Annotated in this window: 13 protein-coding genes; 2 read left to right on the forward strand and 11 right to left on the reverse strand. The window is 38.3% G+C overall.

The window, feature by feature from the left end; genetic code table 11:
• Window positions 1-37: 37 nt before the first annotated feature.
• The 8 genes from P8O16_RS10340 to P8O16_RS10375 all read right to left on the reverse strand — a co-directional run bounded on the left by P8O16_RS10340 (window position 38) and on the right by P8O16_RS10375 (window position 7,835).
• The gene (locus P8O16_RS10340; protein WP_300314217.1) at window positions 38-1,504 is read right to left on the reverse strand and encodes a glycosyltransferase; all 1,467 of its coding nucleotides are present in this window, start codon (window positions 1,502-1,504) and stop codon (window positions 38-40) included.
• The gene (locus tag P8O16_RS10345) at window positions 1,505-3,049 is read right to left on the reverse strand and encodes a 4Fe-4S binding protein (RefSeq protein ID WP_300314219.1); all 1,545 of its coding nucleotides are present in this window, start codon (window positions 3,047-3,049) and stop codon (window positions 1,505-1,507) included. It abuts the gene before it with no gap.
• Window positions 3,046-4,401, reverse strand: coding sequence for an FAD-dependent oxidoreductase (locus tag P8O16_RS10350; protein WP_300314221.1), 1,356 nt, complete (start codon window positions 4,399-4,401; stop codon window positions 3,046-3,048). The genes P8O16_RS10345 and P8O16_RS10350 overlap by 4 nt, the downstream gene beginning before the upstream one ends.
• Before the next feature lie 45 nt (window positions 4,402-4,446).
• Complete coding sequence (locus P8O16_RS10355; RefSeq protein ID WP_300314223.1) at window positions 4,447-5,211, reverse strand: DUF547 domain-containing protein; 765 nt, start codon at window positions 5,209-5,211, stop codon at window positions 4,447-4,449.
• 92 nt (window positions 5,212-5,303) lie between these two features.
• Window positions 5,304-5,813: a rhodanese-like domain-containing protein gene (locus tag P8O16_RS10360; protein WP_300314225.1), complete on the reverse strand. Its 510-nt coding sequence runs from the start codon at window positions 5,811-5,813 to the stop codon at window positions 5,304-5,306.
• 37 nt (window positions 5,814-5,850) lie between these two features.
• A complete protein-coding gene (locus P8O16_RS10365; protein WP_300314227.1) occupies window positions 5,851-6,564 on the reverse strand; it encodes a Crp/Fnr family transcriptional regulator in 714 nt (237 codons plus the stop codon).
• Between the two features lie 68 nt (window positions 6,565-6,632).
• On the reverse strand, window positions 6,633-7,106 hold the full coding sequence (locus P8O16_RS10370; protein WP_300314230.1) for a type I restriction enzyme HsdR N-terminal domain-containing protein: 474 nt from the start codon (window positions 7,104-7,106) through the stop codon (window positions 6,633-6,635).
• 45 nt (window positions 7,107-7,151) lie between these two features.
• On the reverse strand, window positions 7,152-7,835 hold the full coding sequence (locus P8O16_RS10375) for a helix-hairpin-helix domain-containing protein (protein ID WP_300314233.1): 684 nt from the start codon (window positions 7,833-7,835) through the stop codon (window positions 7,152-7,154).
• 191 nt (window positions 7,836-8,026) lie between these two features.
• Between P8O16_RS10375 and hemA the strand changes: the two genes are divergently transcribed.
• Both hemA and P8O16_RS10385 read left to right on the forward strand, forming a co-directional pair.
• On the forward strand, window positions 8,027-9,295 hold the full coding sequence (hemA, locus tag P8O16_RS10380) for a glutamyl-tRNA reductase (protein WP_300314235.1): 1,269 nt from the start codon (window positions 8,027-8,029) through the stop codon (window positions 9,293-9,295).
• A gap of 87 nt (window positions 9,296-9,382) precedes the next feature.
• Window positions 9,383-10,945 carry a WG repeat-containing protein gene (locus tag P8O16_RS10385; RefSeq protein WP_300314238.1) on the forward strand — a complete coding sequence of 521 codons (1,563 nt, stop codon included), beginning with the start codon at window positions 9,383-9,385 and terminating at the stop codon, window positions 10,943-10,945.
• Between the two features lie 13 nt (window positions 10,946-10,958).
• On the opposite strand, the gene floA is transcribed toward P8O16_RS10385, so the two are convergent.
• The 3 genes from floA to proS form a co-directional block, all read right to left on the reverse strand.
• The gene (gene floA / locus P8O16_RS10390; RefSeq protein WP_075351546.1) at window positions 10,959-11,969 is read right to left on the reverse strand and encodes a flotillin-like protein FloA; all 1,011 of its coding nucleotides are present in this window, start codon (window positions 11,967-11,969) and stop codon (window positions 10,959-10,961) included.
• A 2-nt stretch (window positions 11,970-11,971) separates the two neighbouring features.
• Window positions 11,972-12,430 (reverse strand): NfeD family protein, encoded by a 459-nt coding sequence (locus P8O16_RS10395; protein ID WP_300314242.1) that lies wholly within the window; start codon window positions 12,428-12,430, stop codon window positions 11,972-11,974.
• Between the two features lie 95 nt (window positions 12,431-12,525).
• Window positions 12,526-14,007, reverse strand: a complete 1,482-nt coding sequence (gene proS, locus P8O16_RS10400) for a proline--tRNA ligase (RefSeq protein ID WP_300314244.1) — start codon at window positions 14,005-14,007, stop codon at window positions 12,526-12,528.
• Between the last annotated feature and the right edge of the window lie 77 nt (window positions 14,008-14,084).

Below are 14,084 nucleotides of genomic sequence, written 5' to 3' on the forward strand. Positions count from 1 at the left end.
CAGTGTGTGTCTTTTTTGTCATGCTCGATTTCATTTATTATTTACCCAATGCATAGGCTTTGAAAGAGGTGATAAAGACCAAACTGTATCCGATTGTCAACATCAAATGAAAAGGGAGCATTTCAAAAGCACCCACCCGAATAGAAAGAAAAACCATTGCACCAAAAATCAATGCAAAAAGCCCCTCAAACCATGTAGTCACCGGGATCTTTCCTGTGATGTAGAGATTTGATTTCAGACCGGTTTTGCCTCCCTCAAGGTTGAATTTAGGAGTACGGATAAATGGAGACTTTTTCCCTGTAAGTCCCTCCCAAACAGCTTGGGAATTGTGCAACGCTAAACCCATCGAAACAGAAAGAAAGAGCGGCAAAATATAAAGCCCCTGGATCAGACTTTTCCAGAATCCTTTTTTCTCGTAAAAAAAAGCAACCAGATACACTGCAGCAATGATCACAAATCCGATCATGAATATTCCAGCCAACCGAAATAATTGGGTAGGAATTAATCCTTGCTGCCCAGCCCACCACACTCCTATGCTTGATAAACTTACTGTGATAACTGCTATGAAAATCGTGCTATTAAACAAGTGAGCCATTGCATGGATTTTTGTAGATAGGGGTAAATCCTGCTTCAAGACTCCTCCAGCATGCTTTGCAGCACATTCCGCTCCCCCCTTGGTCCAGCGAAATTGTTGAGACTTAACAGCTGACATGATGGGCGGGAGTTCAGCTGGAGATTCAATCTCCCTTCGATAGACAAATTCCCAACCTTTTCGCTGTGCACGATAGCTCAAATCCAAATCCTCCGTGAGCGTATCATCATCCCAGTTTCCTGCATCGAGAATGCAGCTTTTTCGCCAGACTCCTCCTGTTCCATTGAAATTGATAAAGGCATGTTGCGTATTTCTGCCAATCTGCTCAATTAGAAAATGGGCATCCAAAGCAAAGGCTTGCAATTTGGTAAGTAGGGAATAATTTTCATTCAAGTGTGTCCAGCGGGTTTGGACCATTCCAATCTTTTCTGAAGTGAAATAAGGAATTGTTTTTTTCAAGAAATCCGGATCAGGCACAAAATCCGCGTCGAATATGGCAATGAATTCCCCGGTTGCTTTTTCCAAGCCTTCCTTTAAAGCTCCTGCCTTAAATCCTTTTCGATCCACACGATGGAGGTATTGAAAATCAACATCAGGAAAGGATTTGATTTTTTCCAAAATGAGCTGAGCTGTCTCATCCGTGCTATCATCCAAAATCTGGATTTGAAGCAACTCTCTCGGGTAATTTATTTTTGCAGTGGCATCAATCAAGCGCTCTACCACATATCGTTCGTTAAATACAGGCAGCTGTATGGTTACTTTTGGCCAATTAGCGGGATCTTTTGGTACAGGGACTTTTATCTTTCTGGATTTTAAAAAATTCAAAAGCAAATGCCCTTGAGCTAAGCTATAGGCAAAAACAAACAGCATTCCCAGGGTGTATATTCCCAGTAGAAGGTAGAGGAAAATCATTTAGGCATTCAACTTAACAGAGTCGTTTCCGATTAGAATTGGGAAATCAGTAATACGGTTCTCTTCAGATCCATTTTCAAGTTTTAGTACGCCCCTCGGACAAACTGCTGAACATACCCCACAGCCCACACAACTGGAGCGGACAATATTTTGTCCTTTCTGAGCATATGCTCGGACATCGATTCCCATCTCACAGTAAGTTGAGCAATTTCCGCAGGAAATACACTGCCCACCATTGGTAGTGATTCTAAATCTAGATTTGAATCGTTGTACGAGTCCAAGATAAGCTGCGAGTGGACAACCAAATCTACACCATACACGGTTCCCCATGAAAGGATAAAAACCTGTACCAACTACTCCGGCAAAAGCAGATCCGATAGCGAAACCGTAAAACGAATGTAACTGGTTTGTGGCATTTCCCAGAAAACTAAAGCCTGAAAAATAATTGGCAATAGTAACCAACGTCATTATTACTGCTAAAACCAAAACTCCATGAATAATATAGCGCTCATATTTCCAAGCTTTTAGAGACTTATCAGAAAGCTGTCTGAAAGGATCACCCACAGTCTCTGCTAATCCTCCACAACCGCAAACCCAAGAGCAATACCAACGCTTGCCGAAAAAATAAGTAAAAACAGGCACTCCAACTATAATTAATAAAATCCCCCAGATCAACATAAACATCCCTACACCACCAGAACTCAGAAAAGTACTGATCTGATAATCATAGAAAAAATCATAATCCAGCGGCCAAATATTCTTGAAATCAAAATAGGGCTGGTTCATCAACACCAATATTTCAGGAATCAAAAAGGCAAAAGCAGTCTGGAAAAACATCACTGATGCGGTTCGTAATTGCTGGTATTTATTCCCGCGGTATTTTCTGAACATCCTGACTCCCATGACGATAATTGCCAAGGTGTAAATCAAACCATACAAAAACCATTGACTTGCAGGATTACCACTGAGCATCTCACTAATCGGTGAAACCATAGCGACCAAAGTCACGAGATAGGCAGGAAACCAATACAGGACGATATAGAAAAGGATTAAAAAAGATCCGGTAATCATTCCAAGAATACCTCTGTTCTTAATAGATGAATGAAAAATTCCGTTATTCTTAATTCCTTCAGGTTCGCCTTGGTATTTTGGAAGATTATAGAAAATCCCACCAAGTACCGCCAATCCAATAGACAAGGCGAAAAACATCCAAGGATTATCCTTCACAGGACTGTCTAATCCCGCCAAAGCCAATGAGAAAGAATAATCATCCCAGATTACTTGATCCCAATTTGCATCAGCCTTTAACTGATCATTGTAGGTATTGAAGTAATCCCCAAAGGCACTCAGAAATGCAAAATTCGAAGAGTAAGTCTCACCATACATTGGCTCTAGTATTTCAGCCATTTTTTCCTGGTGAATTTCCTTTGTATTGGCAAGAACAAGTTCTTTATCCAGACTGTAATTCCCCAAAAAAGGAATCAGGATAAAACTCCCTAAGCCGATTAAAAAAAGAACTAGACCTAATTTTTGAATCCACTTCATACGCTTGCTCCGAATAATTTTTGAATAAATGAAGGTTTTGAAACTTTGAAATCCCCTCCAAATTGACTTTTGAATTCCTTCTGAATCTCTATATAATAAGGAGCAAAAAACTCCGGATCAAAATTCGCTTTTTCAAGATTTGCGATCACCTTGGCCCCGGACCATTTTTCGGTTAAGGCTCGATCAAAAAACTCATGTCGCAGGCGGAATCCAAAATTATTGATTCCAACCAATGTCCCTGATTTATCTTGAAGCATTCGGAAAGCTATCTTACCAGCAGTATGCTCCCAATAAAAGGAATCGATCTGAGATGAATCCCAATTAGCTGGCACCGTCCCATAGGTTTGATATTCGATATCCAGAAATTTTGCAGAATTGAACCAGTGTCCAGGTTTATAAGAAGTGGGTCTACCAGCCAAAGTTTGCGCTAGTGTTTCTCCGTGCATTCTTCCTGTGTACCAAACTTGCTCGATGGGTCTTCGATCTGCTGCAGGAGATTGATCGAACTCGGCACAATCTCCAATCGCATAGACATTCGGAATATTGGTCTCAAAGTTCAAATTCACTTTTACCCCTCGATTGATATGTAATTCACTTCCTTTTAGGAAATCAATATTTGGACTCACCCCAGCAGTCAATCCAACGAATTGGCAGGAAATCTTCTTCCCACTTTTGGTTCGAACCGATTTAACTCTTCCTGATTCATCCCCGATTATTTCATCTAATTCTGATTCCAATCGTAGGTCTATATGATGCTCTAAAATATGTCTACCTACTAATTCTGATTCTTCTTTTGGAAGCACATTATCCCAAAAGCCAGATTCACGGACCAAAAAGGTTACTGGTATTTTTTTATAGGCAAGCATTTCTGCCATCTCAATTCCGATCAATCCTCCACCAACGATGACAGCACGACTGACTCCTGATTTGGTGTTTTCTTCCATTAGCTCTAAGTCTTGTTTCGAATACAAGCCTTGAACTCCCTTTAAGTCTTGACCTTTCCAACCAAATTTATTTGGCTTTGAGCCTACCGCAATGACCAAATCGTCGTAATCCATCTTTTCTCCAGATTGGAAACAAATCTGTTTAGATGAATAGTCAATTTCTTTTACCCAAGATTCTTTGAGTTCGAGTCTATTTTTCTCCCAAAACCAATTTTCGTAAGGCTGAGTATGCTCAAATTTCATATGCCCCATGTAGATATACATGAGTGCTGTTCTGGAAAAAAAATATTTTGATTCCCCTGAGATCAAGGTGATTCGTACATTTTCATCAAGTTTTCTCAGATTTCTGGCGCAAGTCACGCCGGAGATTCCATTGCCGATAATAACTACGTGGCGAGTGCCGCTCATATAGGAAAGGGTTGGGTTGGAAAAGGAATTTACAAAAAGCTTTGGCTATTCGTTAAGATTCCAATTATAATCTAAGTGCGACACTTTTGCATTCGAGTTGATTTTCAATGTGCTATACTTATTTAAGAAATCGATAATCGACCCATTTTTAGTGAAATCACCTTTAAACCAAGAGAAAATCGAGGAAATCTCTACAGCATTTGCACTGATTTTGTTTCTGGATTTATCATTTACAAAAGTCTTGGCAACCCGATCAAGTTGAGATTCCATTTTAGCTGCTGTAAAAGCTTCATTCAAAAGTGGTGGACAAGATACTGAAGCACAGTTAATAGCGAAATGAATCCTTGGTTCTTCAAATTCTTTTCGCAAAATCGAATGTTCGATTTCATCCAAACTAGATTCTTGCCCCCCTATTTTAAAAAATTTGTAATGCCATACATCCTTGATCATGGGGATTTTCAAAGCTGATCCTAAATCACGAATACTTTTCACTGGATAATTATCTACAATAAGTTTCACGGTAAAAGCATTGTAGGCATTGATCCAATATGCAAGCTGTTCATTTTTTGACCAAGTCTTTCGATCAGGCGCATTCTCACTAATAGTCTTTAGGTAGGCATCTAGCTTCGCTTTGTCTTTGATAAACCCTTTGTAGTCAACAATACCCGTTGGACTTACGTGGGCTTTAAGCAATTGATCCCAAGTTTGGTGATTTGGTGGAATTGTTCCAGCCATTCCTGGAATTGAATTTTGACAGGCTATTGTCCCAAGAGAAATTATGGCAATTAGAAAGCGACTAAAATATTTCATAAGTTGAATAGTTATACCTGATCTACGCAGTGAAGTAAAATTGGGATGTTTTAAATTCCCTTTTGGTCGGGAAGCAGACAGGAATCAGGAAATCAATAGACTTTTTGGCCTTTTTCCAGCCAAATACCCCAAGATCTTGAATAGGTATGAACTTGATTGGTGGGCAATCCCTTTTGGTAAAGCGGCATCGATTCGTTTGACCAATGAATGATACCACCATAAAGGTTAAATACTTTGGTAAAGCCTGCGTCAGTCAAACGTTTCCCGATATCTTGGGAACGGGCTCCCACTGTACAATAGACCAAAACAGGTTTATTCTTATCAAGGTCTGCTACATTCTCTAATTCGAAGGTGTCAAATCCCACCCACTTAGCACCTTCCAAATGGCTTACTTCAAATTCCTCTTTCTCGCGAGTATCCAAAATTTGAAAATCTGCTAAGGTAGAAAGCTCAGTAGGTTTGAGTGTGGGAAAATCTGTGTCATAAAGAGTGGAAAGAAGTGTTCTATACGCCAATGACTGCCCAATGCCTTGATTAGGCAAAATGAACAAACTTACTGCGACAACAAAGGCCCAAAAATAATTCTTATTTATTGTTTGCATGATTGGGTAACTGATTTCTAAGAAATGCAGTTCGAAATCAAGCGTAAAAATCAGACAATCTTGCCAATCCGCGCTTGTCTTTTATAATAATTTTTTTACCCTCCAAATCAATCAATTCATCCTTTTTGAATTCAGAAAGAAGTCTGATTACCGATTCAGTAGCAGTTCCCACCATACCTGCAATCTCTTCCCTACTTAGAATAAGATCGATTTTTTGATTCTCACCTCCTTCTACACCATAAGTACTACCTAGCTGCAACAGAATAAATGCCAGTCGCTCACGAATGCTTTTTTGGTTGGCATCTGTAAGCTTGGATTCCATCACACCTATTTCATGACTAAGTTCTTTTGTGATTCTTTTGAAAAATGAACTATTTGAGAATAATGTATTCAAGAAAGACTCTTTTGGAATGAAGCAGATTTTTGCATCCTCAATAATCATCGAGGAATTTGAATAATTCTCCTCACCTAATAAAGCAGAATATCCAAGAAAATCACCTGACTTTGCTAGGTGAATAATTTGTTCTTTTCCATTAGAAGCAGTTTTGTAAACTTTCACTACTCCAGAATTGATACAAAAAATCCCTAGAGGCTTAGTCCCTTCATAATAAAGAATTTGACCTTTTTTGTGAGAGATCAGATTTTTATTTTCTGAAATCGTACAGATATGAGATTCTGATAATTCGGATAACATCGAATGTTTTCTGCTGGAGCAAAGCTCACATGGCATTTTGTTGATTGGATTACCCATGGTTTTTTAGTCTTTAAAAAGAAAGATATAAGTTATAAAATAACTGACAAAAATCACAAAAAAACAGATCAATTTGGGGCTTCGGGACAATCTCGCTCTTGCTGAAAGACATTTAATTTAGAGTCATAACTCATAAAGATATGTTGATTCCCATTTGAAATAATTAAATGAGGAGACTTAAGCTCTTGGTGGTAGACACAAGCTTGCTCCATGGTTTTTTGAGACAAATTCACGCTTGGTGCTTTACACTCAATTAAAAGATAAGGAGCTCCCATTTTATCCCAAATCACTAAATCTGTTCGCTTTTGAAGTTGATTGTATTTCAATCCTTTCTCAAGTGCAAAAAGACCTTTAGGATAGTTTTGATGATTGACAAGAAAATTGATCCAATGCTGCCTAACCCATTCCTCCGGGGTTAAAACTAATTGCTTTTTTCTAATCGGATCAAAAATCCAAAGTTTCTCAGACTTTCGAAAAAGCTCTGGATTATAACCGGGTAAATTAAGCAGCGGTAATTCGATTTGATTCTTTATGGAATCCATAATCAAAGGTGCACAAAATCGAAGAAATTAGCCACTCAATATTGACTATTCAAAAGATAAGTATGGCTCAATTCTAGAAATCCAATCTTCTTTGAAGATTTTGATTTTTTTCAGATCAAGTGAGGAAGTAAATAGCCCATGTTGGGTTCTGTAGGCTACAATTACTTTTGCTTCACCATAACTAATATAAGGATGAGCAGAAAGTTGGTTGGTGTCGGATGAATTGATTGGTATTTTCCGTGTAATTGAGGGATTGAAATCAAAATACGTCCAAATTTCCTCAATCGTCTCTGGTTTAAGCCCATAGATTTCATTGAGTTGATTTTTTGAATAATATCCTCCAAGATTTTCTCTATACTTAATGATGCGACCACTAAGACCTGGACCAATTCCTGGAACGATCTGAAGCAAGGTGGAGTCTGCTTCTGAAAATTCAATTCGATTGAGATTTTTTGTTTTTGAAATGGAACTAGGTTTGGCTGCAGTATCAGCTGGGTTAAAAATAGGATTTGGAGAAGTTTTTACTTCAACTTCAAACTTTTTTAGGCTATCAATTGTAGCTAGGTAGTGCTCGTGGAATTCTTTAGCTCCTGAGGTTTTGATAGTCTTCAGCATGTAAGGCGAAATAGCAAATATCACCAAAAAAGGAGTAAGCAATAAAAAACCTTTAGACTCCTTATTTGAGAAGCCTAGATTTATCTTGAGCCAGTAAAAAAGTTTGTTTCTCATTAAAAAAGATGCTGATAGCTTTTATCAATAACGTATAAGTTAATAATATTAGAAATCAAATTCACAAACTCCCATCTTTGTTGGGAGAAATAATATTTTATTTAGACAGATTACAAATTGACAGATCATACATCCAAAAGAACTTTTCCCAAGTCTTTGTCTGTTAAATTTGCAGTCCCAGCGTAGGAATAATGCAGATTAAGTTTCGATCCTTAAGTATCTCTCATAAAAACGCCCCTGTTCAAATCAGAGAGATCATCTCACTGGATGATCAGGCGATACATAGTATACTTCTTAAACTAAAAGACTTCTTTAGCTTGGGAGATGCACTTATTTTATCCACTTGCAATCGTACAGAAGTTTATTACAGCCATGATCTTGACTTAAGTACGGAGATCATCAAACTTATCGGGCTCGAAAAAGGACTAACTGACATTATCAATTACCTAGATTATTTTGAGATTTTCAATGATGATCGTCCGGCAATCACACATCTATTTCGAGTCTCAATGGGTCTTGAAGCTCAAGTTGTTGGAGATATTCAAATATCAAATCAAGTAAAGCGCGCCTATCAAGCATCCGCCGATTTGGATATGGCAGGACCTTTTTTGCATAGGTTGATGCACACTATCTTTTTCACTAATAAAAGAATCGTTCAAAAAACAGCTTTTCGTGATGGTGCTGCTTCACTTTCCTATGCGACAATTGAACTTATCGAAAGTCTGACATCAAATACTTATCAACCTAGGATTTTATTGATAGGAGTGGGAGAAATTGGTGAGGATGTCGCGAAAAACATGATTCATTTGCCAGAGGCAAAAGTCAAGATTACCAATAGAACTTTTTCTAAAGCACAAGAGATTGCAGATGAAATGGGGTTTGAGGTAGTTCCATTCGAAGACTGCCTTGAAGCAATGAAAGAAGCTGATGTAATTGTAAGTTCTATACTTCGACCTGAGCCTTTCATCACTAAAAAAATCCTAAAGGAATTCGAAATCATGAGCTATAAGCTCCTGGTGGATTTATCTGTTCCGAGAAGTATAGAAACTAGTGTAGAAGATGTTCCTGGAGTGATACTTTATAACGTAGACAACATTAGAAGTAAAGCTTCCGCTACTTTAGAGAGAAGGCTTGAGGCTGTACCACAAGTTGAGGAAATCATCAATGGAAGTATTGATGAGTTTTACAATTGGAAAAAAGAAATGATGGTTTCTCCCACCATCAACAAGTTGAAATTGACATTGGAGCAAATTCGTCAAGAAGAAATAGCCCGGCACCTGAAGAACCTAAGTGTAGAGGAGTTTGCAATCATAGATAAAATCACCAAAAGCATGATGCAAAAAGTGCTTAAAGTACCTGTAGTCCAGCTTAGGGCCGCCTGTAAGCGAGACCAAGCAGAAGAAATGATCGAAATGATCTCAGATCTTTTTGATCTGGACAAAATCAAGTCAGACCATTAATTGGTCAATAAATCAAACACAAATGACCAAGGGAAATACACAACGCTCTTGGTCATTTTATCTTTAGCCTATTTCAACAAAGTCTTCATGAAAATGAAATCAAGGTTTACTCTCACTGTATTCACAGTTATTCTTTTCAACCAGGTTTTGATAGCCCAAACTTGGGAAGTATATAATTCCAAATTAGAGCTTCAATCCAGGCTGATATATGATCAAATTGAATTACTGGGGGAATCAGTACGTATTGGAAAAGTAGATGGAGAATTATTCTTACTTTCTCAAGATTTAAAACCAGCCTTAAAATTTGATGGAAATAAAATCTACCAATATTTAGCACCGTGGATTTTGGTGAAAGGCCCTCAGGGTATAGGGGCATACCATGAATATGGTCAAAAAGTGTTGCCATTGGAATATGAGGAGATCCAGACATTTTACAACTTTTTACTTGCTCGAAAAGGAAAAGAATATTGGGTTTTTGAGAGAGGAACAAATAAGTTAACTTCTATTGGAACCTTTGACGAGGCAAAATTCACGAAGCTAGGGTTATTATTTGCAAGAAGAGGAGACAACTATTTCTTACCTCTTTCCAAAAACCCTGACAAGGTATTTCAACTTATACTAGACAATGACGGGCGCTATGTCCTTACTAAAGAGGAGTCTGGGTTTGGCTTGATCAATTTAGAAGGAGATTATGTTCTTAATCCAGTTATCGATCGACTCGAGCATACTGCAGGGAATTTTTTCTATGGATATGACGAAAATCAATACCTTCTTATAGAGGGAAATGACATCAGCGCGAATATTCGTTATAATTCTTTTCATGAAATCACTTTTGAGAATGGACTCATGCTTGAATACATTCATGGCAAGCTTCGTCGAGTAATGGAGGAAGATGGCATATTGCTGGATTCGGTTGGAATTGAGTCAGTAGAGCGAATTGGGACGAACCTTTACAATGTTCGCTTTAGAGGAAATAAAGTTGGTTTGCTTGGAAAAAAGGGCTGGCTTGTAGAACCAAACATCAATGCTGAACGGATAGAAAATGGGAGTGAAAACTTATTTCCTGCATTATCAAAAGGTAAATTCGGCTTTCTGAATTCAAATGGTGAATGGATCATTTCTCCAACTTGGGATGAGGTTTTACTTTTTTCTGATCAGATAGCTACCGTCAAAAGCACGGGGAAATGGCAGTTAATAAATACATCCGGAAATCAAATAGGCATTAGTTACTGGGAAGAAATTAAACCATACAGAAACGGAATCGGGATCGGAAAAAACTCTGGTAAGTATTTTTTGCTTGATAGATTTGGGAACATTTTGAACGAAAAAGGATATGATAATATTTCCAGAACCTCAGATGGTTTTTTTCTAATCGAAGATTCCGGAAAAACAGGTCTTCTATCTGCTGAGGGAGTAGAAATCCTTCCGTTGGATTTCCAACGAATTATCCGAGAAAAAAAGGACTTTATTGTTGTTCAAAAAGAAGGATCAATGGGAGTATTAAATGATAGTGGTGCTATTTTACTTCCTCTAGCTTTTGAAGAACTGATAGTTGACTGGGAGAACAATCAAATTTTAACAAAGAGTCTCTACCAACCAATTATATTGGAGGAAGCTCCAATTGAAAAGAGAAAGAAAAAAGGGGCTTAACGCCCCTTTTTTTTTATTTTTTATCTGTTTTTCCTTTTCCTGAATCTTTCGAATCAGTATCAGAACCTGCAATGGATTCCCTCATTGAAGTATCAGATTTGATATTTTCCATTCGGTAATAATCCATCACACCTAGCTTTCCTGATCTAAAAGCTTCTGCAAGAGCTTTTGGTACTTCCGCTTCTGCTTCTATTACTTTTGCTCGCATTTCTACATTTCTCGCTTTCATCTCTTGCTCCAATGCCACGGCCATTGCTCTTCTTTCCTCTGCCTTCGCCTCAGCAACTTTCAAATCCGCAGATGCTTGGTCGATTTGAAGCTTCGCTCCGATATTAGTACCTACATCGATATCCGCAATATCAATAGAAAGAATTTCAAATGCTGTACCAGCATCTAATCCTCGTTGTAAAACGAGTTTTGAAATTTTATCGGGATTTTCCAACACGCTTTTGTGGTTGGAAGCAGAGCCGATTGAGGTCACAATACCCTCTCCTACTCTTGCCAGAATAGTTTCTTCACCTGCTCCACCTACCAATTGAGCAATATTAGCTCGAACAGTAACTCTTGCTTTAGCTATCAATTGAATCCCGTCTGCGGCTACTGCGGCTACATTTGGAGTATTGATTACTTTCGGATTAACAGATATTTGTACGGCCTCAAACACGTCTCTTCCAGCTAAGTCGATGGCAGTAGCCTGCTTGAATGAAAGAGTAATATTTGCTTTATCCGCTGATATCAAAGCTCTGATTACATTTGGCACATTTCCCCCTGCCAAAAAATGAGTTTCCAAATCATTGGTGGTCAACTGAAGTCCAGCTTTGGTAGCTGTGATCATAGAATTAACAATCACACTTGGTGGCACCTTCCTGATCCGCATCCCTACAAGCTCTAGTAATCCTACGCGGACATTTGAAAACTGGGCTGTAATCCAGAGATTAACAGGGACGAAATAAAGAAAGATGAATAAAAGTACTATTCCCGCAAAAGCGGCGATTAGTATAAAAGTTGCGCTAGATGGTTCCATTTTTAGTTTACTATTATAGTGTTGTTTTCAATTTTAATTATTGTAATCTCTGTTCCTACAGAAATAAATCCTCCTGATGATCTTACCTCATAGATTTTATCATCAATCATTGCTTTGCCTACAGGCTTTAGATCAGAGATAGTACGGCCTGGCATTCCAACTTGAAGACCTTCAGTCCTTCCATCAAAAGTACCGCCTTTAATCTCGGATTTCAGAGAAAAACGATTCCATACTCCTGAAGAGAACCCATAAATTATCGCAGCCACGTTTAAAATTACTGCAATTCCTGTAATCCACCATGCTACCTCTGGTTCAAAACTAATGAAAGCGTAAGCAATTCCTGCAAGACTTACAATCATTCCAAGAATCCCCACTATTGTTGTTCCAGGCACAAAGAGAACTTCTGCAAGTAATAGAATTAATCCTATAATCAGAAGGCTAGAAAGGACAAAGATCGTCATGGTGAAAAGTCGGTAGTAATTCGACTAAAATACAAGATTACTTTTTACAAAAGTTGAATATTCATAAAAAAAGCCCGAATAATCGGGCTAGTTTATCAATATGCTTTTGCGAATAACACTCGCCCTTTAGAAGGCATTCCAGTGAGTATGCATTTTCCCTCTTCAATTTTTTGATCAAGAGGAATACATCTGATTGTAGCTTTAGTGAGATCCTTGATTTTATCTTCAGTCTCAGAAGTACCGTCCCAATGCGCAGAAAGGAAACCACCTTTTGTCTCCAAAACTTCTTTAAATTCTTCCCAGGAATTGACTTCGGTAGTTTTTTCTTGTTGAAAATTGTATGCTTTGTTGTAAATCTCTTCCTGAATCAAATCAAGAAGATTTGAAATCTTCTCCGCAATTGGTTGTGTTGATAATTCAAACTGCTCCTTAGTCAGAGTATCTCTTCTTGCGATCTCAATAGTACCATTTTCTAAATCACGTGGTCCAATTGCAATTCGTACAGGTACACCTTTTAGCTCATATTCAGCGAATTTCCAACCTGGTTTATGCGTATCACGATTATCAAATTTAACGGTGATTCCTGCTTTTCGAAGTTCCGACATAATCTCATTTACCTTTTCAGAAATCGCATCGAATTCTTCGTCGCTTCTGTAAATAGGAACAATTACTACTTGAAAAGGGGCCAATTTTGGAGGAAGTACCAAGCCATTATCATCCGAGTGTGCCATTATCAAAGCACCCATTAATCGGGTACTAACTCCCCAAGATGTACCCCAGACATATTCAAGGCCTCCTTCTTTGGTGGCATATTTTACCTCAAATGCTTTTGCGAAGTTTTGACCCAAAAAATGAGAAGTTCCTGCTTGAAGGGCCTTACCATCCTGCATCATTGCTTCGATACAAAGTGTATCATCCGCACCAGCGAACCGTTCATTTTCAGTTTTTCTCCCTCTCACTACTGGCAACGCCATAAACTCTTCTGCAAATTGAGCATAGATATTCATCATTTGAAGTGTTTCCGCTTTCGCCTCTTCAGCTGTGGCATGTGCCGTGTGCCCCTCTTGCCATAGGAACTCAGATGTTCTCAAAAATAACCGAGTTCGCATTTCCCAGCGAACTACATTTGCCCACTGATTAATAAGTAAAGGCAAATCTCTATACGACTGAACCCAACTTTTAAAAGTACTCCAAATAACAGTTTCAGATGTTGGTCTGACGATTAATTCTTCTTCAAGCTTAGCGTCTGGATCAACGATAACTCCACTCCCATCTTCAGCATTTTTGAGTCGATAATGTGTAACTACAGCACATTCTTTGGCAAACCCTTCTACATGGCTTGCCTCTTTGCTTAGGAATGATTTGGGTATAAAAAGAGGGAAATACGCATTTACATGACTAGTCTCTTTGAACATCCGGTCTAATTCGGCCTGCATTTTTTCCCAGATAGAATAACCATAAGGTTTTATGATCATACAGCCTCTTACAGCTGAATTTTCAGCTAGATCAGCTCTTTTTACTAATTCGTTATACCAGAGTGAATAATCTTCACTTCTCTTTGGTAGTCCTTTACTCATTGTTGTTGATTGAGATACAGATTGTTCTTATTTTTGCTAACTTCAGCGTGACAAATATAACCCAAAAAGAATAACCC

The organism is Algoriphagus sp., from assembly GCF_029254265.1.
GTDB lineage: Bacteria > Bacteroidota > Bacteroidia > Cytophagales > Cyclobacteriaceae > Algoriphagus.

Excerpts from the sequence above, each read along its gene's own strand:
- P8O16_RS10340 (WP_300314217.1), bottom strand. The coding sequence starts at position 1,504 with ATGATTTTCCTCTACCTTCTACTGGGAATATACACCCTGGGAATGCTG.
- P8O16_RS10345 (WP_300314219.1), bottom strand. The coding sequence starts at position 3,049 with ATGAAGTGGATTCAAAAATTAGGTCTAGTTCTTTTTTTAATCGGCTTA.
- P8O16_RS10350 (WP_300314221.1), bottom strand. The coding sequence starts at position 4,401 with ATGAGCGGCACTCGCCACGTAGTTATTATCGGCAATGGAATCTCCGGC.
- P8O16_RS10355 (WP_300314223.1), bottom strand. The coding sequence starts at position 5,211 with ATGAAATATTTTAGTCGCTTTCTAATTGCCATAATTTCTCTTGGGACA.
- P8O16_RS10360 (WP_300314225.1), bottom strand. The coding sequence starts at position 5,813 with ATGCAAACAATAAATAAGAATTATTTTTGGGCCTTTGTTGTCGCAGTA.
- P8O16_RS10365 (WP_300314227.1), bottom strand. The coding sequence starts at position 6,564 with ATGGGTAATCCAATCAACAAAATGCCATGTGAGCTTTGCTCCAGCAGA.
- P8O16_RS10370 (WP_300314230.1), bottom strand. The coding sequence starts at position 7,106 with ATGGATTCCATAAAGAATCAAATCGAATTACCGCTGCTTAATTTACCC.
- P8O16_RS10375 (WP_300314233.1), bottom strand. The coding sequence starts at position 7,835 with ATGAGAAACAAACTTTTTTACTGGCTCAAGATAAATCTAGGCTTCTCA.
- hemA (WP_300314235.1), top strand. The coding sequence starts at position 8,027 with ATGCAGATTAAGTTTCGATCCTTAAGTATCTCTCATAAAAACGCCCCT.
- P8O16_RS10385 (WP_300314238.1), top strand. The coding sequence starts at position 9,383 with ATGAAAATGAAATCAAGGTTTACTCTCACTGTATTCACAGTTATTCTT.
- floA (WP_075351546.1), bottom strand. The coding sequence starts at position 11,969 with ATGGAACCATCTAGCGCAACTTTTATACTAATCGCCGCTTTTGCGGGA.
- P8O16_RS10395 (WP_300314242.1), bottom strand. The coding sequence starts at position 12,430 with ATGACGATCTTTGTCCTTTCTAGCCTTCTGATTATAGGATTAATTCTA.
- proS (WP_300314244.1), bottom strand. The coding sequence starts at position 14,007 with ATGAGTAAAGGACTACCAAAGAGAAGTGAAGATTATTCACTCTGGTAT.